This window comes from Rhodococcus pseudokoreensis, from assembly GCF_017068395.1.
In the GTDB taxonomy this organism is placed as follows: Bacteria; Actinomycetota; Actinomycetes; order Mycobacteriales; family Mycobacteriaceae; genus Rhodococcus_F; species Rhodococcus_F pseudokoreensis.
The window spans coordinates 2,341,373-2,366,888 of sequence record NZ_CP070619.1 but is presented as its reverse complement, the minus strand read 5'-3'; the positions used below and the strand labels follow the sequence as shown (position 1 = coordinate 2,366,888).

The following is a 25,516-nucleotide window of genomic DNA, read 5'->3' as shown; positions in this document are numbered from 1 at the left end:
TCTGACAGAATCGGCGCGGGACGAAGGGGGGTGACTGCGTCATGGGCACTGCAGATGCCGGGGGCGGAAAACTGACGGATCTCGCCGCAGAAGTGGCGGCACTGGACGAGGTCGCGGGCGACCGGGTGCGCGCCGCCGTCGCGGCGTTCGGGGCGCCGATCCGGGTTCAGACGGCCGGTCGGGCGGGTGTGGGCAGGTCGACCGTGGCCGCCGCGCTGACCGCCGGTGGCATCGACGGCGCGGTCGTGGAGGAAGCGGACGCCGTCGACGTGCCCGGCGCACCCGACCCGGTGCTGGACGGCGACGTCGTGGTCTACGTCCTCGTCGAAGCGGTGCGCGACGCCGACCGGGACGCCGTGCGGAACCTGGACCCGGAGCAGGCCCTGTTCGTCGTCAACAAGGCGGACGCGTTGGGCGCGTCGCGCGTGCCCGCCGACGCCTGGGCGACGGCGACCGCGCGGGCTGCCGAATGCTCGGACGAGGGCGGCCTCCCTGCTCTGCCGTTGATCGGCACGCTCGCGACCGCGGGGACGTCCTCGCAGTCCGGGATCGGCGCGGTGTCGGCCGCGGTCGCCGACCGGGTCGCACGATCCCGGGCGCACCGCGGCGAGATCCTGCTGAACACGCTGCGGTCGCAGGCCGCGCGCAGTGTTGTGTCCCGCGACGTGCTGGAGCGGTACCTCGCCTGCGACCACGCGGTCGCGCTCGGCGCCGCCGCGGCCCGGCTCCACCTCGCCGACTGCATCGCGGACGAACCGGAACCACCGCGCACCGCCGCGGACGCCGGCCGGTGCGCGGACTGGTGGCGGGCGCAACTCGCCCGGCAACCGACGGCCCGCCGGCGCCGGGCGGTCGTCGACCTCCGGCGCCACTACGTTCGTGTCGGACGGCAGCTGAGCGGCAGCCCCGGAACGTGACGAGACCGCAGTTGTCCGATCTGCCCGCCGAGACCGTCGACGTGGTGACGCGATGGAACCCGGACGCCGTCGCCCGCCTGAAGTCCGGGGGATCCGCGCAGCGAGGTGTCTTCGTGGCGGGGCCGCGGCGCGCAGGCAAGACCACTCTCGTGCGCAGGCTCCGCACGCTCGACGCGTCCGCGCTCACGTATGTAGAGGATCCGCTCGACGCCGGGGTCGTCCTGATGGTGTTCGACGCGGCAGCGCCGCTCGGGCGGGAGGAGCTGTCCGTGCTCGACGTCGTCGCACGACCGGCGTGCCCCGTGGTCTTCGCGCTCACCAAGACCGATGTCCACCGGGACTGGGCGGGCGTGCGCGAACGTAACCGGACCCTGCTCGCCCGGCACGCGGTGCGGTTCGCCGACGCGGAGATCCACCCGGTTGCGGCCGGCGGGTCCGGGGTGGAGGCGCTGCGGGCGGCACTCCTGCGTGCCGCCCGGGACGAGGCCCGCGACAACAGTCCCGCCACCGAGGCGGTGCTCGAGCAGACGCGTCGCATGATCGTGGCCACCGCCCGGTCCGTGCGGGAGACCGAGCCCGGCGCGGAATTGCGCGCCGAGCGGGTGCGCGCGCTGACCCTGCGGGACGGCGGGCGCACGGAACGGGTCGCCCAGCTCCGCGGTCAGGTCCAGCTCGCGAAGGTCGAGTTGCTGCATGAGGTGGCCTCCCAGGTTCGCGCGGCCGGAGCGTCGGCTCGGTCCGAGATCGACCGCGCGGGCCGCGAGACCCTCGCGGGCTATCCCGACCGGCTGGCCGAGATCGTGCGCGAGCGAAGCGGTGCGGTCGACGCCGCGGTGACCGCGCGCCTCGGCGAACTGCGGTCGCGAGCGGGCGTCGCCGACTCCGATCCCGAGGCCGCCGGTCCGCCGCCGGAGCCGGTGGTGCCGGAGGGGCCCGAACCGCGGCACCGCGGGCTGGAAGACCGGATGACGATTCTGATCGGTGCGTCCGCCGGGCTCGGTCTGGGCAGGCTGGTGGTGTCGCCGCTGTCGATGGTGCCCGCGCTCGACATCGCGAGCATCCCGCTGACCCTCGCACTCGGCGCCGTCGCGGCGTGGTGGCTGACGCGGTCGCGCGCGCACGTCGCCGAGCGTGCCCACGTGCGGCAGTGGGCCACCGAGGCGTTGGTGCAGGTGCGGTCGCAGTGGGAGCAGTTCGTGCTCGCCCGGTTGCTCGCGGCGGAGACCCGGGTGAGTGAGGCGATCATCGCCGAGAGCAGGGTCGCCGCCCGGGAGGTGGACGAGCGGGTCGCGCAGATAGACGGGGAACTCCGCCGGCTGGCCGCGCGGCGCAGCGGGCAGTTGTCGTCCTGCGAACGCGACCTCGCGGCGGTCGACCGGGGACTGCAGGAGGTCCGCAGGCCGGCCGGGGAACCGAATCGCCGCGGTGAACGTCTGAATACATAGGTGCCCGACCGCTGTTCGCCCGCTTTCATGTGGGATCGTGTTGAAATATCTTGATATGTCTTGTTTTGGGCGGGAAACTGGTCCGAAATACGAAGGGAGACCGCGGTGGCGACGACTGAGAGTTTTCTGGTCCCGGACGTGCCGGACGTCGATCCGAACACGTTCGGCCACGATTCCGGGGCGGTCGCGCTCACCGATCCCACCCACGACATCGACGGCGACGGCGTCCTCGACACCCAGACGTTCGACGCGGGCGATGCCGTCGTCATCGCCTCCGACCTCGACTCGGACGGCGACGCAGACCATCTGACGTTGATCCACGAGGACGGCGACTACGCATCGTGGGAGTTTCACCGCGACGGCGACGGTGTCGTGCACTGGGAGCAGACCGATGGCGGGACTCTCGGTAACGGCTGACCACCCCCGAAATCCGCACTCCAGACGCGGGAAAGGCGCCTGGCAGGGCTACTGAATCGTTTCTGTGACCATTCCAACCGCACCCGATTCCCCGAGATGGGACCCGCGGCGTTAACCTCTAGGGATAGGACACCCGGCGCCCGCGTCTTCCATGTGGCATGGACGGCCTGGCTGGACCCCGCCGAGAGGGGAAATCGGACCGTCTGGCACACGCTGCGAGGTTCTCTCAGCGGACGGCAGATGGTCCGGTTCCGGCTCACCCCAGGAGAGTTTGATGACCTCAGCGACCATTCCCGGTCTGAACGGAACTGACGGCACGCCCCCCACGGAGCACAGTGAGCTGCTCGCCTGGGTTCGAGAGGTTGCCGAACTCACTCAGCCCGACCGCGTCGTCTTCGCCGACGGCTCGGACGCAGAATGGGATCGACTGACCGAGCAGCTCGTCGCGGCCGGCACGTTCACGCGACTCAACGATGAGAAGAAGCCGAACTCGTTCGTCGGCAACTCGGACCCGTCGGACGTCGCACGCGTCGAGTCCCGCACCTACATCTGCTCGCGTGAGGAGATCGACGCCGGGCCCACCAACAACTGGATGGATCCGACGGAGATGCGGTCGCTCATGACCGACCTCTACCGCGGCAGCATGCGCGGACGCACCATGTACGTGGTGCCGTTCTGCATGGGTCCGCTCGGGGCCGACGACCCGAAGCTGGGTGTCGAGATCACCGACTCCGAGTACGTCGTCGTCTCCATGCGCATCATGACGCGCATGGGCACGGCCGCGATGGAGAAGCTGGGCAAGGACAAGCCGTTCGTGAAGGCGCTGCACTCGGTCGGCGCACCGCTCGCGGAGGGTCAGGCCGACGTCCCGTGGCCGTGCAACGACACCAAGTACATCACCCACTTCCCCGAGGACCGCGAGATCTGGAGCTACGGTTCGGGCTACGGCGGAAACGCCCTCCTCGGCAAGAAGTGCTACTCGCTGCGCATCGCGTCGGCGATGGCCCACGACGAGGGCTGGCTCGCCGAGCACATGCTGATCCTCAAGCTGATCTCCCCGGAGGACAAGCCGTACTACATCGCGGCCGCGTTCCCGAGCGCCTGCGGCAAGACCAACCTCGCGATGATCCAGCCCACCATCCCCGGATGGCGCGCCGAGACCCTCGGTGACGACATCGCGTGGATGCGCTTCGGTGAGGACGGCCGCCTGTACGCCGTGAACCCGGAATACGGCTTCTTCGGCGTCGCGCCGGGCACCAACTACGGGTCGAACCCGAACGCGATGAAGACGCTCGAGGCCGGCAACTCGCTGTACACGAACGTCGCGCAGACCGACGACGGCGACGTCTGGTGGGAGGGCCTCGAGGGAGACCCGCAGCACCTCGTCGACTGGAAGGGCAACGAGTGGACGCCCGAGTCGGACGGTAAGGCCGCGCACCCGAACTCGCGTTACTGCACCCCGATGTCGCAGTGCCCGATCCTCGCCCCCGAGTGGGACGACCCGCAGGGTGTGCCGATCTCCGCGATCCTGTTCGGTGGACGCCGCAAGACCACGGTTCCGCTGGTCAGCGAGTCCTTCGACTGGCAGCACGGCACGTTCCTCGGCGCGACGCTGTCGTCCGAGCAGACCGCTGCCGCCGAAGGCGCCGTGGGCACCGTCCGCCGCGACCCGATGGCCATGATCCCGTTCATCGGCTACAACGCCGGCGACTACCTGAACCACTGGATCAACCTCGGCAAGCACGCGGATTCCGAGAAGCTGCCGAAGATCTTCTACGTCAACTGGTTCCGTCGCGGCGAAGACGGCCGCTTCCTGTGGCCCGGTTTCGGCGAGAACTCCCGCGTGCTGAAGTGGATCGTCGACCGCATCGAGCACAAGGCCGGCGCCGAATCCACCCCGATCGGATTCGTTCCGACCGCAGCCGATCTGGAGCTCGGCGGGCTGGACGTCAACGGCGACGACGTCGACGAGGCGCTCAAGGTCGACGTCGACGAGTGGAAGCAGGAGCTGCCGCTCATCGAGGAATGGTTCGAATTCCTCGGCGAGAAGGTGCCCTCCGGCATCCGTGACGAGTTCGAGGCCCTGAAGCAGCGCCTGGGCTAGTCCCTCCCCGGTGACCGTATGTCACAGTGGTTCAGTTCGACTGAACCACTGTGACATTCGTCGTTTCGGGGGTGTTCCTGAAGTAAACGCATACCATTCGGTTTGTAAAAGCCTCGATTCTCGAAGCTCGCACGCGACGAAAGGATTGCAGATGCAGACAGGGACCAGCAGGGGCATGAAGCGACTCGCCGGAGGGGCCGCACTCGCTGCCGCAGCCGCCGCCACCGTAGCCGTGACCATGCCGGCGACCGCTTCCGCAGCGACGGAAGTGCAGCCTCCCACTGTCGTGACCGCGGTCGACGGAAGCACCCTCGACATCACCGTCACCAACCCCAACGTCCTGAATCTGCTGGACGCCCAGTCCTGCGGCGCAGTGGCATTCGACGCCACCAAGCTGCCCGCGGTACTCGCCGACCCCACCGTGGTTCTCGAACCGGGATTCGTCGCGTGGGCCACCAACCCGATCGAACGGGTCCTCGCGAACGCCGCGGGCGACGCGGTCAAGACGTTCACCACTCCGGACCTTCCGGACGGCGCCTACGCGGTTCTCGGCGAATGCCTGTCGCTGACCACCGTCGCCAACCCCCAGACCACGATGCCGCAGATCGTCCTCGTCGGCGGTCCGCTGGGTGGGATGCAGTTCGGCAGTTAGGCGCTACGCGCCCGTGAGTGGTTGAGGAGTCTCTGGACTCGTCAACCACTCACGGGCGGCGAAGCCGCCTACCCCGTGTAGCCGGGCGGCATGAGGACGGACTTGGTCTCGCAGAACGCCTCGAGCCCCTCCGGTCCGTTCTCGCGGCCGATGCCGGAGGCCTTGTAGCCGCCGAACGGTGATCCCGGATCGAATGCGTACCAGTTGATGGCGTACGTGCCGGTGCGGATCTGCTTCGCGACGGCGAGACCGTGGTCGATGTCGGTGGTGTACACCGAACCGGCGAGGCCGTAGTCGGAATCGTTGGCGATCTTGATCGCCTCGTCCTCGGAGTCGTAGGGAATCACGGAGAGGACGGGCCCGAAGATCTCCTCGCGGGCGATCGTCATCGAGTTGTCGACGTCCGCGAAGATGGTCGGCTCCACGTACCAGCCCTTGTCGAGGCCATCCGGGCGGCCACCGCCGAGCACCACGCGGGCGCCCTGTTCCTTGCCCTTGGCGATGTAACCCTCGACGCGGTCGCGCTGCTTCTCGGAGATCAGCGGCCCGAGTTGTGCGGCCGGGTCGGACGGATCGCCGACGGCCATGAAGCCGGCACCCGCGACGAGGGCGTCGAGCACCTCGTCGTAGCGGGACCGCGGGGCGAGGATCCGGGTCTGCGCGACGCACGCCTGCCCGGTGTTCATCAGCCCGGACATCACCAGCATCGGCATCGTGGACGCGAGGTCGGCGTCCTCGAGGATGATGGCCGCCGACTTGCCACCCAGTTCGAGGGAGCAGCGCTTGAGGTTCTGCGCGGCGATGGCCCCGATCTTGCGGCCGACGGGACTGCTGCCGGTGAACGTGATCTTGTCGATGCCGGGATGCGACACCAGGTATTCACCGGTCTCGGCGCCGCCGGGCAGAACGGAGATGACACCCTCGGGGACCCCGGCCTCGGCGAAGATCTCGGCGAGAACGTGTGTGGAGAGCGGGGATTCGGGTGCCGGCTTCAGCAGCACGGTGCAGCCGGCGAGCAGCGCGGGGGACAGTTTGTTGACGGCCAGGAACAGCGGGACGTTCCAGGCGAGGACCGCGGCCACCACACCGACCGGCTCCCGCAGCACCTTCGTCTGGCCGAACACGCCGGTGCGGGTCTGCTCCCACTCGAATTCGTTCGCGAGACCGGCATAGAAGTTCAGGGTCGCGAGCGACGGCGTCTGCTGCATCATCCCGACCATCGCGGGCGGCTGACCCATCTCCGAAGAGATCAGCGCGTTGAGGGTCTCGCCGCGCTCCTCGATGAGCTTCGCCGCCTTCGCGAGGATCTCCCCGCGCTCCGCGGGAGTGGTCTGCGGCCACGGACCTTCGTCGAACGCCCGCCTGGCGACGGCGACGGCGTCGTCGATGTCGGCAGGCGACGCGACGGGACAGCTGCCGACGCGTTCCTCGGTGGCCGGGGAGAACACTTCGAGCACCTGATCGGTGGCCGGGGCCACCCACTTGCCGCCGATGTAGAGCTTGTCGTAGTCGGTCATGAGTCCATTCCTCGTGTCGTTCCCCCGGTCAGGAGGCGGTGTCGGTGAAACTGTCGAATCCGTATCGTGCGTGTGGCCCGATCGCCGCGACCTCGAACAGCCCGGTCCCGACGACGGTCTCGCCGCCGTCGTCGAGCCGGAATCGGGTGAGATTGTCGACGGGGCAGAACATCCGGAGTCCCGGCTCGATCTCGGACGCCCGTTTGCGCAGTCCCTGCACCACGAGTTCGCCCTGCCACATGCCGTGACGCCAGTCGGCCTCGAGTCCGTACCCGGTGCCGATGCCGATGTAGTTGGGAACCAGCAGGTCGCAGGTGACGGTGACGACCTCGCCGGTCGGCCGGTGGAAACTCAGCGACGCGGACGTGACATCCCGCGTCCCGGGCTCGAATTTCAGCTCGTGTTCGGGCCGGCCCAGCCATTCGGGCTCGCGGTCGGCGTCCGGCCAGATGCGGACGGCCTCCTCGACGATGCGCCTGCCGAGTTCGTCCTCCTGCAGGACGACGGAGACGGCATACTCGTCGAACTGCATCACCGAGTAGATCCAGAAGAAGTTCTGGATCCCGTCGACCGCCCGCCGTCCGGGAGGCTCGGACTCGCCGACGGGGCGCACTCCCCACGACCGGTCGCGGTTGCCGCGCCAGGTGTCGGGGGTGACGGAACGGCTCTGCCCGTCGATCGTGAGTTCGCCTGCCCAGGTGCCGGTCTGGACGAAGCGGCTCGTGTCGAACGTGACGCGCTCGAGTTGCCTGCGGAAGTGGCGGGGCTCGAGCGTCGCGGGGATCGCACCGTCGAAGGTGAGGTCGAAGGAGAGGTCGTAGTCGCCGGGTGCGAGCACCACGCGCAGGCGCTGCAGCCCCTCGAGGACCTCGACGCGGAACGGTCCGACGGTGCTGTCGGAGCGGTCGTGGCCCAGCGCCGCCGACCCGCGGACCACGATGTGGTCGTCGCCGCGGCGGAGCACCGCGAACGCGTCCGTGACCCCGAGGTTGGGGTACTGGCCGAGACCGATGATGAGGAACAGGTCGGACTCGTCGGAGGGATAGCAGTTGAAGTAGTAGCGGTCGTAGAAGTTGCGGTCGGACGTCGCGACGCGCCGGATGGGTTCGGCCACCTGATGGATGGGGTAATCGTCCATCGGGGACAGCGGGTTTCCGGCGTAGTCGGCGGTCATCGGATCTTCTCCCAGTACGTGCCGTCGAGCATCGCCTCGAGCGAGGCCCGGTGCATGATCAGGTCGTCCGGATCCTCGGGGGCGGCGGCCTGACCGAAGTGGATGGCGCGCTCCTGAATTCGCAACATGATCGTCGCCTGCCGCAGGGCCGCGTAGGTGGTGTAGTACTCGAGATCGCGGGGCGTGTGGCCCGTCAGTTCCTCGTACAGGGCGGCGAGGTCGCCGAGGCGCAGGAAGTCGGGCATCCCGTCGAGTCCGGCGGCCGCGGCGATGTCCTCGAAGAACCGGTGCAGGTACGTCATCCAGCCCAGGTCGAGTTCGCGGGGCCCGAGCGTCGCCATCTCCCAGTCGAGTACGGCCACGGGCCGGAAGTCCTCGAACATCATGTTGCCGATGCGGGCGTCGCCCCAGCAGAAGACGGCGGGGGAGGTGTCGTCCGGGAGGTTCTCCTCCATCCACGCGAAGCCGCGTTCGATCAGCGGGGACCGGGGACCCGACCGTGTCGTCCATTCGTAGTAGTCGCGTTGCTGCCGGATGTGCGCGGCGAGCGCCTCGGTGACAGTGGGGCCGGCGCCGGGCAGTCGCAGGAACGCGAACCGTTCCCACGGCCGGTCGATGTCGTGCAGTTGCGCAAGCACATTCACGGCGCTGTGCTGCAGCACCGCGCGCTGCTCCTCGGTCGCCTCCGTCACCCACGACCCGAAGTTGTAGGGCATCACGTCCGGCGGGACCTGCCCGGACACGCGGGCCATGACGAAGAACGGGGCGCCCAGCGGTCCGGGATCGGGTTCGGACCAGTAGACGACCGGGACCGGGACGGCGGAGTGCTCCCGGACCTGCGTCATCGCCTGGAACTGTCCGTCGAGGTCGTAGTCGGGGAAGACGGGCATCGTCGTGTCGGCGGGCGCGACGCGTGCGACCAGCGGGTGCACCTCGCCCGACCAGGTGGCGTCGAACAGGATGGTCTCGCTCGACATGCCGTTGGCGTCGGGGAGGTGGACGTGCGTGACTTCGGGTGCGGTGTCGGCCGGCAGTTGCGTGGCGAGCCAGCGTTGCAGGGCCGCCCGCAGCACCTCCGGATCGCGACGGGAGTCACTGGGCCTGGCGACCTCGGATTGGTGATCGGAGTCGTCGGCAGATCGGGTTGCGCTCGTGCTCACGGTCACCTCCTCTCCTGAACGTGGTGTGACCCTGAACACTAGAACACGTTACAGAATTTCGGAACAGGTGAGGAGATTCCGCTGCGTCAGCCCTCGCCGGCGGCCAGGACTGCCGCCCCGACGAGCGTGCCGGAGGCGCCGAGTTCCGCGGGTACCACCCGCAGATCGGCGACGAAGGACAACCGGGCGTGACGGGCCGCGGCCCGGCGCATCGGATCCCACAACGGGGGCCCGGCCTGCGCGAATCCGCCGCCGATCACCGCGAGATCGACGTCGAGAAGGGCCGCGGCCGACGCGATGGCCTGCCCCAGTGCGGTCCCCGCGCGGTCGAGGGCGGCCACCGCGACCTCGTCACCGTCCGCGGCGGCCCGCGCCAGTTCGACGCCCGTCGTCCCGCGCCATCCGCGGGAGCGGGCCCAGCGCACGGACGACGGTCCGCTGGCGACCGTCTCCAGGCACCCGACCCCGCCGCACGTGCACGGGTCGGTTCCGCCAGGAACCACCATGTGACCGATGTGTCCCGCATTGCCGGTCCGGCCGGTGGCGATCCGGCCGCCGAGGATCACCCCGCCGCCGATGCCCGTGGACACGACGAGACTCAGCAGGTCCGGGGCGCCGCGACCGGCACCGTGGCGATGCTCGCCGAGCGCGGCCGCGGCGCCGTCCATCGCCAGTCGCGCGGGGACGCCGGGGAACAGGTCCTGCACGGCGCCGACCAGGCCGAATCCGCCGGCCCACTCGCCGATGTTGATGGGCGACACGGTGCCGGCAACCGTGTCGACCGGTCCCGCGCACGCGATGCCGACCGACGTGATCGTCGCGTCTCCCGCGACCTCGCGCAGCAGGGCGGCGCAACAGTCCGCGACTCCGGTTGCCGGCGTGGGAGTGGTCACCGGGTGCGGCACCGTGCCGTCCGCGTCGACGGTCCCGGCGGCGATCTTGGTGCCGCCGACGTCGAGTGCCAGCGCGACCACGGTCAGCGCTTCCGCATCACGAGAACGAGGTTGCTCACCAGGAACTCGCGCAGTCCGGGAACCCGCACCATCCACCACGCCCAGCGCGGGTGATAGCGCGGGAACGCGGCCAGCAGGTCCGCGTCCGGGGTGCGCCGGGCCCACCGAAGCCCGTCGGCCGCACCCACTTTGAACAGGGACACACCGTAACGGTTCTTGGGATCGCGGCCATTTTTGCGCAGGTAACGCCGGGCGGCGTACTCGCCGCCCAGTGCATGCCACGGCCCGGTCTCGTGACCGCCGAACGGGCCCCACCACAACGTGTACGACAGCACCATCAGGCCACCGGGTTTCGTCACGCGGATCATCTCCTCCGCCATTGCCCACGGTTCGCTGACGTGCTCGGCGACGTTGGAGGAGAAGCAGACGTCCACCGACGACGTGCGGAACGGCAGCGCCAGCCCCGACCCACGCACGGCGCCGCCCACCGCGAGCCCCGCGGCGTGCATCTCGGACGGATCCGGTTCCACCGGGACGTACCGGGCACCGGCCTGCTGGAACACGTCCGCGAAGTAGCCGGGGCCGCCGCCGACGTCGAGGACCGTCGTACCGGTGAGATCCGTGTCGGTCAGACCGCCCCACAGGTCGCCGATCAGTTCGACGGAGTCGCGGGCGAGGGCGCCGTAGAACAGGTCGGGCGCGGTCTGTTCGTGCCGGAAGTCGCTGAGCAGGCCGAACGACCTCTTCAGGGTTGCCCGTCGACCGAATCGCCGGGTCACGGGAGGCGTCGTCACGAGACTGAACCTTAGCGAGTGCAGCCCCCGGGACGGCAATCCGTGCGCGGTGGCTGCAACATCCGGCGGAATACGACCGATAGGGTGTTCGGGGACTACCGCGCGGAACGTCCCGCCCCGAGACCACGAGTACCGCACCGACCACAGGAGTTCATGAACGTGCGAGAGGTTCTGCTGCTCTGCTGGCGCGACACCGGTCACCCGCAGGGTGGCGGCAGTGAGCGGTACCTCGAGGAGGTCGGCGCGCAGCTCGCGGCGCGGGGAATCAAGGTCACCCTCCGCACAGCCGGTTACCGCGGCGCCGCCAAGAAGGAGACCGTCGACGGCATCGAGATCAGCCGGGCGGGCGGACGGTACAGCGTCTACCCCCGCGCCCTCGCCGCGATCGCCGCCGGCCGGCTCGGTTTCGGGCCGCTCCGCGGCATCCGGCCCGACGCCGTCATCGACACCCAGAACGGCATCCCGTTCTTCTCCCGCGTCGTCGCAGGCGCACCCGTGACGCTGCTCGTCCATCACTGCCACCGCGAGCAGTGGCCGGTGGCAGGCCGCTTGATGGGCAAGATCGGCTGGTGGGTGGAATCCCGGCTGTCGCCGCGCACGCATCGCGACGACCAGTACCTCACCGTGTCGCTGCCCTCCGCCGACGAACTCGTCGAACTGGGAGTGGAGCGCGAGCGGATCGCGGTGGTGCGCAACGGCGCCGACGACATCCCCCTCGACGTGGAGATCGGCGGAGCCGACACGAGGACCGCGCACCCCAGTGTGTGCGTGCTGTCACGGCTCGTGCCGCACAAGCAGATCGAGGACGCCCTCGAGGCCGTCGCCGCCCTGCGCCCCACGATCGCCGACGTGCACCTCGACGTCATCGGCGGCGGCTGGTGGGAGCAGAACCTCCGCGACCGCGCGCACGAACTGGGCATCGGCGACGCCGTCACGTTCCACGGGCACGTCGACGAGACCCGCAAACACCAGTTGCTGTCGCAGTCCTGGGTGCACGTGATGCCGTCCCGCAAGGAGGGCTGGGGTCTCGCCGTCATCGAGGCCGCGCAGCACGGCGTCCCGACCGTCGGCTACCGCAGCTCCAAGGGCCTGACGGATTCGATCGTCGACGGCGTGACCGGCGTTCTGGTCGGCAGCGCGGAAGCGGCGACGGCCGACGTCGCCGACCTGACCGCGGCGGTCAAGACGCTCCTGCTCGAGCCCGAGACCCGCACGGTGCTCGGCGAGAAGGCGCGCGTCCGGGCCGGTGAATTCTCCTGGAAGCACACCGGAAACGGCGTCCACGAGGTGCTGGCGGGCACGGCCGCGGGCCTGCGCACGTCAGGTTTGGTGTCGCCGGCGCTGGCGCGACCGGGCCTCGAGCACGCCCGCGCCGAGTAGACCACCGGCCAACAACATCGCCCACAGCACGTGCGCCGCGACCACCGTCGCGCGCGCCCGTGCGGACGCCTCGTGCGGCGCGACGTCGCCGTCGACGCGGTACAGCTCCAGATGCTCGTCCGCGAACCGCCGCTCCAGACCGGCCAGGGTGGCCGCGGATTCGCCGCGCGGTCCGGGCGTGTCGTGCTCGACCAGAACCCATCGGACGCCCAGCGCCGCGAGATCGGCGGCGGATCCGCCGGTGAGCAGCACCCGTTCGACCTGCTGCGCGCGGGACCCCTCGCCCTCGACGCTGCCACCGGCCACCACCAGTTCGCCGGTCTGCAGGACGTCCTTCGGCAGCATTCTCGGGGCGGGATCCAGGACGGGCGCGGAACTGCTGTAGGGGAACTTGCGGAACATGCCGGTGGGCAGGACGGCGACGTCCCCGCTGTCCGGGTCGCCGTCCAGTTCTGCGGCCACGTGCTGCCACGACGGCGGATAGTGGACCGGGCGCAGGGCGCCGCCGACGCCCCACGCGAGGTCGGGGAGGGCGAGCAGCACGATCAGGACGGCCGAGACCGACCAGGTGACCGGGCGTCGCAGCACCGCGGCCGCAGCGGCGAGCGCATACAGCGGGGCCGCGAGCGCCACCCATTTCTGCGCGTCCCGGAGCAACCCGGCGCCCGGGACGTGCTGCACAGACCAGCGGCCGGCGTCGAGACCCCACGCCGTCGCGCCCAGCGTCGGCAGCAGCACCGCCAGCAGCGCGAGGACGGTCAGCGCGGCCACCGCGGGATGCCGTCGACGCCGCCACAGCGCAGGCAGGCCACACAGCACGACGCCGAGCAGCAGGACCGTTCCGACCAGGGCGAACAGGGTGGTCCGGGTCTGCGGGACGGCGGTCTCGTTCCACACGCCGCCGAGCCCGGCGAGACTGCCGAGCGTCGCCAGACCCGGCTCGGCGCGGGCCGCGAACGCCGTGACCCCGGCAGGGTCGGAACCGTCCCCACCGCCGCCGGACAGCGCCGTCGCTACCAGCCACGGCGCGCTCGCGGCGAAGAACAGGCCCAGCGCACCCGTCAGGCGCAGCCACCGGGCGGAGCGTCCACCGGGGCAGGCGACGACTGCCAGCGCCGTGACCGCCGCGAGCAACACCCCGGTCGGGGTCAGCCCGGCCGCGGCGAGGCACGCCGCGAGGGCGAACCACCCCCGGCCCCGGCCCCGCCGGATCGCGACGGCGGCGCACACCGTCCACGGCAGCGCCGCGTACCCCGTCAGCAGACTCCAGTGACCCTGCAGCAGTCGCTCGGCGACGTACGGGTTCCACACCGTCACCGTCGCGGCCACGAGTTGCGGTCCGAGCCCCGCGGTCGGCAGGACGGTCCGGACCAGGTGGGCCGCGCCCCAGCCCGCCGCCCACAGCGCGAGCAGCAGGATCGCCTTCACCACCAGGCCGCCGTCGACGAACGTGCTCAGCGCGGCCAGGAGAGCGTCCTGCGGGACCGCCCGCGCGGCGGCATCGGTGAGACCGAGCGCCGAGTCCGTGAGATACGAGCGGGGAGTGCTCACCGCGTCACGCAGCAGCAGACAGCCGGGGCCGAGCAGCGGACCGAGGACGAGTAACGCCAGGACGAGGCTGTAGACCGCCGCCGCGAACGGTGCTCGGCGCCGGACGGTCATGGGCCGTCACGATACGTGGTGCATCGACCCGGCCCGCACGGCGCGTAGTGCATCATGGGCGAATGCCACGCCAGACCCTCACCAGCTCGGCGGTCGCCGGGGTGACGATGGTGACGGCGGGCTCGATGACCGCGAATATCGCGTCCTACCTGCTTGCCTGGGCGGCCAGTCGCTGGCTCGGTCCGGCCGGCTACGGGGAGTTCGCGAGTCTGCTGGCCGCCCAACTCGTCCTCGCCGTCCCCGCGCTCGCACTGCAGACCGTCGTTGCCCGCGAGGTGGTCCGGGGCAAGGGCGCGCACGCGGTCCGGCTGCTGGGGTACCGCTGCGCGCTGATCGTCGCGGTCGCGGCGATGCTGCTCGCACCCCTCGTGTCGTGGGCCCTCGACACCGGCATGCTCGCCACGTTCTCGGCGCTGATCACGGCACCCGTCCTCGTCCTGCTCGCCACCGAACAGGGACTGCTGCAGGGCGCCGCCCGGTTCGGTCCGCTCAGCGTCGTCCTCGCCGGAGCCGGAATCGCGAAGGTCGTTCCCGCGGTCGTGGTGCTCGCCGTCGGCGCCGGGCCCGGACTCGCCCTCGCCGCCAGCGCGGTCGGCACCGGCCTGGTGGCCCTGTGCGCGCGACTGTTCGCCGATTCCGGGATCACCGGGGAGTCGAGCACCCGGATCGGCGTCGCGGCCGTGCTGAAGGCGTCGCAGGTGCAACTGGCGCTGATCGCGCTGTCGTCCATGGACCTCGTGATCGCCCGCATCGTGCTCAGCAACGACGACGCAGGCCTGTACGCGCTCGGTGCCGTCGCCACCAAGGCCGCGTTCTGGCTGCCGCAGGCCGTCGGGGTGGTGCTGTACCCGCGGATGGCGAATCCCGCGCACTCCGCGCAGGCGATCCGCTCGGCGCTCGCCGTCCTCGTCGGACTCGGCGCGGTGCTTGTCGCGGGTGTCGCGGTGGCCGCCCCCGTCGTTCCGCTCCTCGTCGGCGACGCGTACCGGCCCGTGCAGTCGCTGCTGTGGCTGTTCGCGCTCCACGGCGCCTGCCTGGCCGTCCTGCAGGGCGCCCTGCTGTCCGCCATCGCGGGAGAGCGGACGCACCTCGCCGTCATCGCCTGGATCGGCCTCGCCGTCGAGATGACCGCCATGCTGACCCTCGCGTCCACGATCGGGCAGTTCATCGCCGTCGCCGTGACGGTCGCGTCGAGCACCGCCCTGATCGCGAGTCTCTTCGCCGTGCGCAGCGCGCGACGTGACGCACCCGCGATCTGACACGACGAAGGGGACCTCGGTGCAGTACCGAGGTCCCCTTCGCACCGGACTACGTGGCGTCCGGCTGTAATGCTCTACCGCTCGTCGTACCGGCGCGGATCTGCGACGGGAATCTCTTCCGTCTTGTCCGTGGTCCAGTCGTGCTGCTCCGTGGGAGCCTCCGAGGCATCCGACTTGCCGAGGTCGACGTGGCGTCCACCACCGCTCTGGGGGTAGTCACCACCGTCGGCCGGTGCGGGCTGGTTGCCCTTGCCGCCGCGCAGACCGAGGAACAGTCCTGCGATCAGGGCGATGAGACCGAGGATGCCGGCGATGATCGGCGCGGTGCGACCGAACGTGCTGAGCTTGTCCATGCCGTCCTTGGCCTGCTGGACCTGGTACTCGATGGTCTGCTCGTTGAACGGCAGTTCCACCTTCAGGACGTCGATCTCCGGCTTGTCCTTGTTGCGGGCGTAGTACTGGTGCAGCTGCTCCTGGCCCTTGACGACGACACCGGTCTCGGGCTCCACCCACAGGTCACGCACGTTGGTGTACCAGCGGGTCATCGTGACGGGGAGGGTGCCACCGGGGACGCCCCAGGCTTCGGCGGGCAGCGTCAGCTTGTTGGTGGGCGAGTTGACGACCTTCGACAGGTCGACGGGGGCGATCGTCTGGCTGTAGTGGTACACCTTCAGGCCGTTGATCTCCGTCTCCTCGACGAAGTCGATGTCCTGAGTGGCGCGCGCGTTCAGGTCGAAGTAGGGGTAGCTCTGCTTCTTCGAATCGAACGGGAACTTGTACTGCAGTCCGTCGCGCGGAACTTCCTCGGCAGGCTGGTTGGGCTGCGTCTGGATGGTGCCCACCGGGTCGTTGGTCGGCATCGACGTCTTGCGGTCGACGGTGTTGCGGTCGACGATCGCGGACAGCAGGCCGGTGTCGCCCTGCTTGTCGGTGCGCCGCAGCGTCTGCCCTGCCTGGAGAGTGACGACGTCCGCGTTCGCGGGGTCCTCGGTGGTGACGTAACGCTGTGACACCAGTGGAACGTTCGTGTTGACTTCGGCCTTGCCTGCGAGAAGAGACTGCGAGTTGAGCACGCTGCCGGAACCTTCGGCGATCGTGGTCACTTCGAGGTCCAACGGCGTCTTCGCCAATTTGCCCACCGTGTAGGTGGGAATGAGAATGGCGACGGCCAAGAGGAAGGCACCGAGGCCCACCAGAATGCAAGCAAGTATCCGGCTCGGCCCTGAGCGCTCCGCCATGCTTTCTCTCCTAACCCAATTCTGTCGATTGAGATTCCCCCACCGGCAGCACGGCTGCACGGATCGCATGGAGCCCACATCGACACCACGTGAGGCAAAACACTAACAGTCTCGAATGCGCATTTGCCCCATCGGATAGTAAACGCACCAGCCGTTCCGCAGCGAAGTGACGGGGACGGAGTTTTCCGTCACAGCGCCCGGACCAGGCACACTGTTGGTGATGAGCACCTCGGCCACGATCTCGCCCGCGCCCGCGGCGCCCGCTGCTGCGCGCAGTTTCATTCCCGCACTGGAGGGGATGCGCGGTCTCGCGGCGCTGGGGGTGCTCGTGACGCACGTCGCGTTCCAGACGGGCGCGACGCACGTGCCGGTCCTCGGCCGTATCTGGGGACGATTCGATCTGGCGGTGGCGGTCTTCTTCGCGCTGTCGGGATTCCTGCTGTGGCGCAGCCATGCCGGGGCGGCGCGGGGGTTGGGTTCCGCCCCGAGTGTCGTGCGGTACTGGATTTCGCGGGCGACGCGCATCCTGCCGGCGTACTGGGTCGCCGTGGCGGTGGTGTTGACGTTCCTGCCCACCGCCAACGCGAGTTACCGCACGTGGTGGGCGAATCTCGGTCTCGTGCAGGTGTTCGTGCCCCTCACACTCACCGACGGTCTGACCCAGATGTGGAGTCTGTCGGTGGAAGTGGCCTTCTACCTGGTGCTTCCGCTGCTGGCCCTCGCGCTGGTCCGGTTGCGGGGTCCGGCTGCGCGGCTGCGTGTTCCGGCGATCCTTGCGTTGATCGCAGTGAGCCTGACGTGGGCGTTCGTGCCGGTGTCGACGCCGGGCGGCATCCACCACGACAACTGGCTGCCCGGGTACCTGCCCTGGTTCGGCGCCGGGATGTTGCTGGCCGAACTGGCGGTGAGCCCGCCCGGGCGGATGCACCGCTGGGCGCATCACCGCGTCCGGATGTTCCTCGTCGCCGCAGTGGCATTCGCGCTCACGGCGACCGACCTCGCCGGGCCGGAGGGACTGGTGCGTCCCGAACCGTGGCAGTACGCGGTCAAGATGGCGCTCGGCGCCGTCATCAGTTTCGCGTTGATGGCTCCGCTGGTGCTGTCCGACACGTCCACCCACCGCTACCTCGCGAGTCCGCTCGCTCTCGCCGTGGGCCGCTGGTCGTACGGCATCTTCATCTGGCACCTCGCGGTGCTGTCCATCGTCTTCCCGGTGTTCGGGCTCGTCCCGTTCACGGGCCACTTCGTCTACATCCTGTTCCTGACGACGGTGCTGAGCGTCGCGGTCGCGTCGGCCAGTTACGCGTTGGTGGAGGAACCGGCGCGCCGCGCCGTCAAGCGCTGGGAGGCGCGCACCAGCAACGCCGAACGTCCGAGCGGCAGCACGGCCAGCCCGGTCGCGACGAGCGCGAGCAGCAGCGGGAACTGAACGAGGAACGAGTGCCCGACGTACCCGCCGGGCGCGCGCCACGGCCCGGTCGAGAGCATCGCGATGCCGAGCATCGCCGACGCTCCGGCGACCCCGACCAGCACGCGCGCGGTGGTGGCGGTTCCGCGTAGCCGGATCAGGACCACGGCCAGCACCGTCGCCACGACCGTCGTCACCGCGCCCACGGGACCACCGATCACGGTGGTGGCGGCGAGGATTCCCAGCCACCCGACCGTCGCGCTGCCCCAGGTCCGGGGTGCCGGACCGGGATCGCGCTCCCGGGCGCGGCGCGGCCACAGGGCGGCGGCGAGCAGCGGGATCAGCAACAGCAGGCCGCCGAAGATCCCCAGCCGGTACCAGTGGTCGGTGGGGAAGTCGAGGGTCACCGTCCCCTCGGTTCCCGCGGGCACGATCCATCCCTGCTGCCAGCCGTCGACGACGACCGGCGTCAGTTCGCTGCCGTCCGGGGCGGTGGCCACCCAGCCGACGTTGGTGCTCTCGGGGACGACCACGAGGCGCTCGGCGTCCGAGCGGGGCACCGTGAGTTCCCGGTGGTTTTCGGTCCACGCGGTGGTCGACACCTGCTCGGTCGGAACGGCCTGCGCCTGCGGTCCGGCGTCGAGGCGCAGACTGTCGACGAAGAACGCCGCCCCCGGGTCGACGGTCACGTCCTGCGCTCCCGCCCCCAGCGGAACGGGGCCGGGACCGTCGCAGAGGGTCGCGGGAACCGGGTCGCCCGAAAGCAATTGCCAGGCGGTTGCGGTCACGCTCGTGCGAACCGGCTGCCCGCCGATCGTCACGACCGGCCCCTCCTCGCAGGGCACCGTGACCGGGCGGTCGCCGGCGTCGTCGACCGGACCGGACCCAGGCAGCAGGACGCCGTCCGCGCCCAGCACCCCGACCTCGGCGAGTCCGGCGGGCTGCAACTGGGCGAACCCGAGAGCGTTCTGGTCGAGGGTGCTCTTCCAGGACACGAGGCTGAGCACGATCCGGTCGGTCACCCGGGGTTCGACGGTGACGGTCCCGTCGTCCTCGTCCACGTCGCGCACCTGCGGTCCGTTCCCGAGGTCGACGGCGACCCGGTCGGGGGCGGCGGGCACGGCACCCAGGCTGGGCGTGAGCTGCAGGCCGGTGACGAGCGTGGGTTCGGGAAGATCGATCGTGAGGGTCGGTTTCGCGCCCTTGCCGCTGGTGGTGTCCTGTTTCGCCGACCAGCTGGTGCGCGGATCGTTGTCGGTGGCGGCGAACGCCGAGCCGCGCAGGTCGGTGATGTTGCTGGTTCCGTGGGCGGACGGCCGATCCCGTTGCGTGAGAACGTCCTCCAGCGGTGCGCCCTGCCGGGCCCGCAGGGTGAGCTGCGGCGTCACCGCGGTCGGTTCGGGCACCGACAGCGTTCTCTCGAACGTGCCGACCTCCTCGGGCGGCAGGACGAGGGCGTTGCTGCACCGCACCCGGTCCGGGGCGTCCGCGCACGCGTTGCGGCCGGGGAGTTCCTGGCTGAGGTCCCAACCCGCGACGGACGCGCCCTCGGGGGTCGGTGGCAGCACCGTCCGGTACCGGATCGGCACGGTGACCGGGGCGTCGCGCTGGGAGAAGTCCTCGACCGACACCTCGCTGATGCCGAATTGTGTTCCCGGGGAACCGTTCTCGGTGCGGGTCGCGGTGATCCGCACCCACGGGGTGACCCCACCGGGGACGGAGACGGCGATCGGTTTGCCCGGCGCGTCCACCTTCACGGCCGTGCTGCCGTTGGGCGTCGACACCTCCATCCAGCGGACGGGCGCGCCGATCGCGGCCGGGCTCGTCGTGATGTGCAGCAGTGAACTGGTGAGCGGGGTGTCGAAGTCGATCTGCAGCCACTGGCCCAGCGCCCGCTCGATGCCGTTGCTGAACCAGCCCGTCGCCGGGTCGCCGTCGACGGTCGCGGCGGCACTGCTGGCGGGGGAGGAGCCGCCCAGTTGGGTGGCGTCGGACGCCGCACTCGACACGCTCGGCGTCGCGCCCTCCCACCGGCCCTCGACCAGCGGGGTGTCCGCCACCGGATAGTCGGGGACGAGATTGAACGTGCGGCGCGCATCGTCCGGGGTCCGCAGCGCCGAACTGTGATTGTCGACCTGGCCGTAGTCGGTTTCGCGGTCCCGGGGCGTGTCCGTGACCGTGACGTCGTCGACGGGCAGTCCGGCGCGCTTGGCGTCCGCGGCCAGCAGGACGGGTCCGGTTCCGGGCAGGGCGCCGTTCTCCCGCAGGCGCTGCAGCGATTCCGGACCGCCCTGCACGCGGGGGATACCGTCGACGTTCGCCGTATAGGGACCGCTCGCCGTGGGTGATCCGTCCGGCGTCGACACCTCGAAGATCTCGATGGCCGGATACCGGGGCCGCAGGTCGCTGTCGATGACGAGGCCCTCGACGTCGCCGGGCCCGATGTCCTCGCCGAAGTCCGCGACCCGGGTGAATCCGGGAGATTCGGTGACGGCCTGGTGCGCGAGCAGCGGGCGCGTCGACCGCGACGTCTCCGGGTCGAGGTCGTTGCGGAGGACGAGGTAGTGGATGCCCTGGCCGAGCAGGGTCTGCGCCATGCCGTCCGAGGGCCGGCCGTCGGCGATCAACCGCTGGATCGAGTCCATCGCCCGGATGGTGCCGGGCGGGGTGAGCGGGACGGCGTCGCGGGACGCCCACGGCGTGGACGCCAGAGCCTGCATCGGCTCGTCGCGGGTGAGTCCCCACAGCTGGCTGCCGAACGGTGCGCCGGGCACCACGAGCGCGCGCTCCGCGTCCGAACCGTCGGGGCTGGTGCCGCCGGCGTTGTCCTCCAGCCACGACGCGGCCTGCTGCCAGTAGTCGGGAACGTCGGTGTACGTGCCGCGCGGTGCGAGCTTGCCCGTCCACGCCAGCGACGTCGCGAGGGTGAGGGCGACCAGCACCAGGCTGGTCACCGCGACCATCGGCTCACGCTCGGGATGCGCCAGCGCGCTGCGCCACCGCGCGAACGGCACGGACCCCGGCAGCGGCACCTTCGCCAGGAGATGCGCCAGCCCGAGCACGAGCGGGAGCCGGACGAGCGGCTCGAGTTTGTGCACGTTCCGCAGGGGCGCCCCGGTGGAGTCGAGGAACAGTCGCACCTGCTCGGCGAACGGGGAACCCAGTTCGCCGATGTACCCGGCGGCGAGTCCGGCGACCCCGACGAACAGGATCAGGGTGAGGCGACCGCGGGCCGGCATCGACCGCATGCACAGTCCCGCGAGGCCGGCGGCGGCGATGAGCCCGGTCGCGGCGACCGCGGCGGGCTGGGTGACGAGGACCGCGCCCGCGATGCGCTCGGGGGACACGAACGGCGTCCAGCTGTCGGTGCCGCGGAGGATCTCGGCGAGGGACGTCCACTGCGTGGTCACCCCGGACGATTCGATGTAGTCGAGGAACGGCGGGCTCACCTTGCCGAGCAGCAGCAGCGGCACGATCCACCACAGCGTGGCCAGTGCGAGGAACGGGAACCACCATGCGGTGAACGTCCACCACCGGCGGTTGGGGCGGTGGGAGATCCACCACAGGCCTGCGACGAGGCACGCCGCCACGGTCGCCACGGCGTTGACCGCACCCATCAGCGCGACGGCCAGGGCCGATTGGGCCGCCAGCCGTGCAGGTGAGCGCCAATGTGTGTCCCGGGACGCTTTGCCACTCACGTGGGAGAGGGCGACGACGACGGGGAGAAGAACCCACGGCGCCAGCATCATCGGGAGGGTTTCCGACGAGATCGAACCCAGGGTGGTGAGGACGCGGGGGGAGAACGCGAACGCGACGCCGGCGATGACGCGGGACGAGCGGCTACCGGCGCCGAGTGCCTCGGCGAGCCGGACGATGCCCCAGAATCCGGCGACGAGCAGCAGTGCCCACCACACCCGCTGCGTGATCCACGGCGGGACGCTCAGGATGTCGCCGAGCGCGAAGAACGCGCCGTGCGGGAAGAAGTACCCGTAGGCCTGGTTCTGCACCTGGCCCATGGGGGCCTGGCTGCTCCACTGATGGGACGCCCGTTCCAGGAATCCGATCGGATTCTGGGACAGGTCGTACTTGGTGTCGGCGGCGAGCCGGCCTGGGGTTTGGAGAAATGCGAGAAGGAACGCTACGACAGAGGCGCCGAACAGCCACCGCCGCGACAGAGGCTCCGCCGAGGGCGCCATGGACGACATGGCCGCCGACTCGGGGGAAGTGCGGGAACTTGTTGAGCCGGCGCTCTCAGCGGCTGCCGTACTCAACCTGGTTCAGAAGTGAGGAATCCGCGTTGCCGCTCCGGTCGACCTCGGGACGCGTGTTGTCCTGTGCGGCTGCGGTGATGCCGAGCGTCGCCACGGTGCCGAGAGCGACACCGACCACGGCGCTGACCACACCGGGCACAAGGAACTTCCCCATCTGACATCTCCCACCGTCGTGCCATCGACGCACACGGCTACTCCCGCGTACGAATTGCTCGGGTCAAGGTATCACCCGCGGGCCGCCGAACTGCTGATTGGTGCTCGCGGGCGGCCGTTTCCGCAGTTCACGGGCTCGGCTGTACACCCAGCGCCCGGAGCAGCGTGCGCAGTTTGGTGGTCGTCTCGTCAAGTTCGGATTCCGGGTCGGATTCGGCGACGATGCCCCCGCCCGCCGTCGCCAGGGCCTCGAGTCCGTCGGCGGCGATCTCGGCGCAGCGGATGGCCACCACCCAGTCGCCGTCACCGTCGCCGTCGCACCACCCGACGGCGCCGCCGTAGAACCGCCGATCCTCCTCGACGTCCCGGATGGTCGCCAGGGCCGCGTCGGTGGGTGTGCCGCACACCGCGGGCGTCGGGTGCAGCAGTACCGCCAGGCTCAGGGCGCTCGTCGACTCCTCGCGCAGCACGCCTTCGATGGGTGTCGCCAGATGCCACACCTCGTGCGTGCTCGTCAGCACGGGGGACTCCGGGACCGTCAACTCTGTGCAGAGCGGCGCCAAAACGTCCCGGATCCAGGCCGTCACGAAGGCGTGCTCGGCCAGGTTCTTGGTGGACTCCAGCAGGCCCCGGCCTTCCTTCTCGTCGGCCTCCGGATCGGCGCGCCGGGGGGCGGTTCCGGCGAGAGGGCGGCAGGTGACGCGCCGGCCGCGCCTGCTGAGCAGGACTTCGGGGCTGGCTCCGACGAGGCTGCGGCCGCGGAAGTCGTCGCCGGCCGCGGACAGGTCGACGGCGAACCCGTTGGCGGTCGGATTCTGGTGAATCATCCTTGCGGCCAACGCTTCTGCAAAGATGGGGGCGTCGGCGCGGAGGGTGACGCTGCGCGCGGCCACCACCTTGCCGAGGGTGCCCTCGCGCAGTCGGTCGACGAGGGACCGGACACGGACCACGTGCTCGGCGGGTTCGGGAATCTGCCGAACGACGCGGACGGACGGGAGTGCGGCGACGGTGCCGGGCCGCCACGGGCCGTCTGTGAACTCCCACGACTCCGGGGCGGTCAGCGCGGCGGGCCGTGCGGGATCGAACGGCAGCGCCCCGACGACCAGCCCGGTGTCACCGGTCGCGAGCGCGTCGACTGCGGCGGCCGCGGCGTCGTATCCGTGCCGCACTCCGGATGTGCGCAGCGTTCGATCGGCGCGTGAGAGAAGAAAGCCGTCCATGGTGCACCCGACAGTAGTCGGGCGCCGCGACTACTTCCCGGGAGGCACGATCAGCACCGGGCGGTGACTGTGCCGCAACACGTGGTCGGCAACGCTGCTCTGCAACAGCGACCGCAGACCGGTCGTGCCCCGGGTACCGGTGACGATGATGTCGACGGCCAGTTCGTCCGAAGTCTCGACGATCGCCGTCCAGATCGTGCTGGTGCACTCGATGCACCGACCCTCGGTGGTGAGCCCGGCGGCCTCGGCGAGCAGGATGCCCTCCTCGTTGGTGACCTTGGCGTCGGAGAATGCGACGTCCTCGGTCTCCTCGTCGGGCACCCACTCGGGTTGCATCACACCGGACAGTCCCGACATGCGCGCGGCCTGACGGACCATCGGCTCCCACACCGTCACCAGCACAGCGCGATTGGAGGCGAGGAACCGTCCTGCGCACTCCACGGCACGCTTCGCGTTGTCGGATCCGTCGTAGGCGATCAACATCAAACCACCGGGCACCACGACCTCCTGAGTACGGGTTTCCTCTGTGTCCAGATTACCAAGACCGGCGGCAGCGGTCGCCGATTCGGGGCCTGCCACGGGAGTATCGGTGGCGAACTGGGCTACCGTCGAACCCATGCGGATCAAGTATGCCCTCGCGCTCGCAGCCTGTACCGGCCTCGTCGCCGGATGTTCGTCGGGTGGTGGCGAGACGGTCGCGGAGTCGTCGTCGGCGACGCCGTCCCCGTCTTCCGTCGAGCCCGCATCGCACACCGGCACCGCATCGCCCGCCGCTGCGCCGGTGTCGTGCGAGACGCAGTTCCTGCAGTCGTTGCCGTTGCGGCGCAAGCTCGCTCAGCTGCTGAACGTGGGGGTGACCGGCACCGCGGATGCCGCCCAGGTGGTCCGCAACGAGCAGGTCGGTGGCATCTTCATCGGAAGCTGGACCGACGAGACGATGCTCGCGAACCATGAGGTTCCCCAGGTGGCCTCGGCGTCGTCGCTGCCGCTGATGGTGACGATCGACGAGGAGGGCGGGCGGGTGTCGCGCGTCGAGAACCTGCTCGGGGCCGATCCCTCCGCCCGGCAGACCGCGGCCACGATGACGGAGGAGCAGACGTATCAGATGGCGCTCGAGCGGGGGCGCGGACTGAAGGACCTCGGGGTCACCGTCAACTTCGCGCCCGACGTCGACGTCAGCAGTCAGCCCGACGACAGTGTCATCGGCGACCGCTCCTACTCCGACGATCCCGCCGTCGTCACCCGCTACGCCGACGCCTACGCGCGCGGCATGCGGGACGCGGGAATCCTGCCGGTCATCAAGCATTTCCCCGGTCACGGATCCGCGTCCGGCGACTCCCACACCGGCGCCGTCACCACCCCGCCGCTCGAGCAGCTGCAGACCAAGGACCTCGTCCCGTTCCGGAACCTGGTGTCCACCGGGGTCGGCGTCATGCTCGGCCACCTCGAGGTGCCGGGCCTGACGGCGCCCGGAATTCCGGCCAGCATCAGCCCCGATGCGGTGGCGTTGCTGCGCGGCGGCACCGGATACGGTGCACCGCCGTTCACCGGCCCGATCTTCACCGACGACCTCAGCGGCATGCAGGCCATCACCGACCGCTACGACATCACCGAGGCCGTCGAGACGGCACTCGAATCCGGTGTCGACGTCGCGCTGTGGCTCACCACCGACGACGTCCCGCGGGTCCTCGACCACCTCGAAGGCGTTGTGGCCTCGGGCAAGCTGCCGCAGCAGCGGGTCGACGAGGCGGTGCTGACGGTCGCGCGGGCGAAGGGCGCTCTGACCTGCTAG

19 protein-coding genes and 1 pseudogene are annotated in these 25,516 nt (G+C 70.2%); 9 read left to right on the top strand and 11 right to left on the bottom strand.

Annotation, left to right across the window (positions count from 1 at the left end; translation table 11 throughout):
- Positions 1-41 precede the first annotated feature (41 nt).
- From JWS13_RS16200 to JWS13_RS16180, 5 genes are all read left to right on the top strand, one after another.
- A complete protein-coding gene (locus tag JWS13_RS16200) occupies positions 42-917 on the top strand; it encodes a hypothetical protein (protein WP_206006561.1) in 876 nt (291 codons plus the stop codon).
- A complete protein-coding gene (locus JWS13_RS16195) occupies positions 914-2,362 on the top strand; it encodes a GTPase Era family protein (RefSeq protein WP_206006560.1) in 1,449 nt (482 codons plus the stop codon). The genes JWS13_RS16200 and JWS13_RS16195 overlap by 4 nt, the downstream gene beginning before the upstream one ends.
- A gap of 105 nt (positions 2,363-2,467) precedes the next feature.
- On the top strand, positions 2,468-2,779 hold the full coding sequence (locus JWS13_RS16190; protein WP_206006559.1) for a DUF6802 family protein: 312 nt from the start codon (positions 2,468-2,470) through the stop codon (positions 2,777-2,779).
- A gap of 274 nt (positions 2,780-3,053) precedes the next feature.
- Positions 3,054-4,883 (top strand): phosphoenolpyruvate carboxykinase (GTP), encoded by a 1,830-nt coding sequence (locus JWS13_RS16185; RefSeq protein WP_206006558.1) that lies wholly within the window; start codon positions 3,054-3,056, stop codon positions 4,881-4,883.
- A gap of 151 nt (positions 4,884-5,034) precedes the next feature.
- Complete coding sequence (locus tag JWS13_RS16180; protein WP_241032225.1) at positions 5,035-5,535, top strand: hypothetical protein; 501 nt, start codon at positions 5,035-5,037, stop codon at positions 5,533-5,535.
- A gap of 68 nt (positions 5,536-5,603) precedes the next feature.
- Here the strand turns inward: JWS13_RS16180 and JWS13_RS16175 are convergent, their stop codons facing one another.
- The 5 genes from JWS13_RS16175 to JWS13_RS16155 form a co-directional block, all read right to left on the bottom strand.
- Complete coding sequence (locus JWS13_RS16175; protein WP_206006557.1) at positions 5,604-7,052, bottom strand: aldehyde dehydrogenase; 1,449 nt, start codon at positions 7,050-7,052, stop codon at positions 5,604-5,606.
- Positions 7,053-7,080: 28 nt separating this feature from the next.
- Positions 7,081-8,226: an Rv3169 family protein gene (locus JWS13_RS16170; RefSeq protein WP_206006556.1), complete on the bottom strand. Its 1,146-nt coding sequence runs from the start codon at positions 8,224-8,226 to the stop codon at positions 7,081-7,083.
- Positions 8,223-9,392, bottom strand: a complete 1,170-nt coding sequence (locus tag JWS13_RS16165; RefSeq protein WP_206006555.1) for a phosphotransferase family protein — start codon at positions 9,390-9,392, stop codon at positions 8,223-8,225. The genes JWS13_RS16170 and JWS13_RS16165 overlap by 4 nt, the downstream gene beginning before the upstream one ends.
- Positions 9,393-9,472: 80 nt before the next feature.
- Positions 9,473-10,360, bottom strand: a complete 888-nt coding sequence (locus tag JWS13_RS16160) for an ROK family protein (RefSeq protein WP_206006554.1) — start codon at positions 10,358-10,360, stop codon at positions 9,473-9,475.
- Between the two features lie 2 nt (positions 10,361-10,362).
- Entirely contained in the window at positions 10,363-11,118 is a 756-nt protein-coding gene (locus JWS13_RS16155; RefSeq protein ID WP_124392572.1) for a class I SAM-dependent methyltransferase, read from the bottom strand.
- A gap of 174 nt (positions 11,119-11,292) precedes the next feature.
- Between JWS13_RS16155 and JWS13_RS16150 the strand changes: the two genes are divergently transcribed.
- A complete protein-coding gene (locus tag JWS13_RS16150) occupies positions 11,293-12,513 on the top strand; it encodes a glycosyltransferase family 4 protein (RefSeq protein WP_206011625.1) in 1,221 nt (406 codons plus the stop codon).
- Here the strand turns inward: JWS13_RS16150 and JWS13_RS16145 are convergent.
- Positions 12,454-14,175, bottom strand: a complete 1,722-nt coding sequence (locus JWS13_RS16145) for an MmpA family trehalose lipid delivery protein (protein ID WP_206006553.1) — start codon at positions 14,173-14,175, stop codon at positions 12,454-12,456. The genes JWS13_RS16150 and JWS13_RS16145 overlap by 60 nt on opposite strands.
- A gap of 62 nt (positions 14,176-14,237) precedes the next feature.
- Between JWS13_RS16145 and JWS13_RS16140 the strand changes: the two genes are divergently transcribed.
- Positions 14,238-15,434 carry a polysaccharide biosynthesis protein gene (locus tag JWS13_RS16140; protein WP_206006552.1) on the top strand — a complete coding sequence of 399 codons (1,197 nt, stop codon included), beginning with the start codon at positions 14,238-14,240 and terminating at the stop codon, positions 15,432-15,434.
- A gap of 74 nt (positions 15,435-15,508) precedes the next feature.
- On the opposite strand, the gene pgfA is transcribed toward JWS13_RS16140, so the two are convergent.
- The gene (gene pgfA / locus JWS13_RS16135; RefSeq protein WP_206006551.1) at positions 15,509-16,672 is read right to left on the bottom strand and encodes a cell envelope lipid trafficking protein PgfA; all 1,164 of its coding nucleotides are present in this window, start codon (positions 16,670-16,672) and stop codon (positions 15,509-15,511) included.
- 220 nt (positions 16,673-16,892) lie between these two features.
- On the opposite strand from pgfA, the pseudogene JWS13_RS16130 reads away from it, so the two are divergent.
- Positions 16,893-17,948 (top strand): annotated as a pseudogene (locus JWS13_RS16130) (acyltransferase family protein); the annotation flags it as partial.
- 23 nt (positions 17,949-17,971) lie between these two features.
- Here JWS13_RS16130 and JWS13_RS46175 read toward each other — a convergent pair.
- The 4 genes from JWS13_RS46175 to JWS13_RS16110 form a co-directional block, all read right to left on the bottom strand.
- Positions 17,972-22,285: an alpha-(1->3)-arabinofuranosyltransferase gene (locus tag JWS13_RS46175; RefSeq protein WP_206006550.1), complete on the bottom strand. Its 4,314-nt coding sequence runs from the start codon at positions 22,283-22,285 to the stop codon at positions 17,972-17,974.
- Positions 22,286-22,331: 46 nt separating this feature from the next.
- The gene (locus JWS13_RS16120) at positions 22,332-22,505 is read right to left on the bottom strand and encodes a DUF2613 domain-containing protein (protein ID WP_072947516.1); all 174 of its coding nucleotides are present in this window, start codon (positions 22,503-22,505) and stop codon (positions 22,332-22,334) included.
- Positions 22,506-22,632: 127 nt separating this feature from the next.
- Positions 22,633-23,724, bottom strand: coding sequence for an isochorismate synthase (locus tag JWS13_RS16115; RefSeq protein ID WP_206006549.1), 1,092 nt, complete (start codon positions 23,722-23,724; stop codon positions 22,633-22,635).
- A 30-nt stretch (positions 23,725-23,754) separates the two neighbouring features.
- Complete coding sequence (locus JWS13_RS16110) at positions 23,755-24,222, bottom strand: universal stress protein (protein WP_072947517.1); 468 nt, start codon at positions 24,220-24,222, stop codon at positions 23,755-23,757.
- A 118-nt stretch (positions 24,223-24,340) separates the two neighbouring features.
- Here JWS13_RS16110 and JWS13_RS16105 point away from each other — a divergent pair, with 118 nt between their 5' ends.
- Positions 24,341-25,516 carry a glycoside hydrolase family 3 N-terminal domain-containing protein gene (locus tag JWS13_RS16105; protein WP_206006548.1) on the top strand — a complete coding sequence of 392 codons (1,176 nt, stop codon included), beginning with the start codon at positions 24,341-24,343 and terminating at the stop codon, positions 25,514-25,516.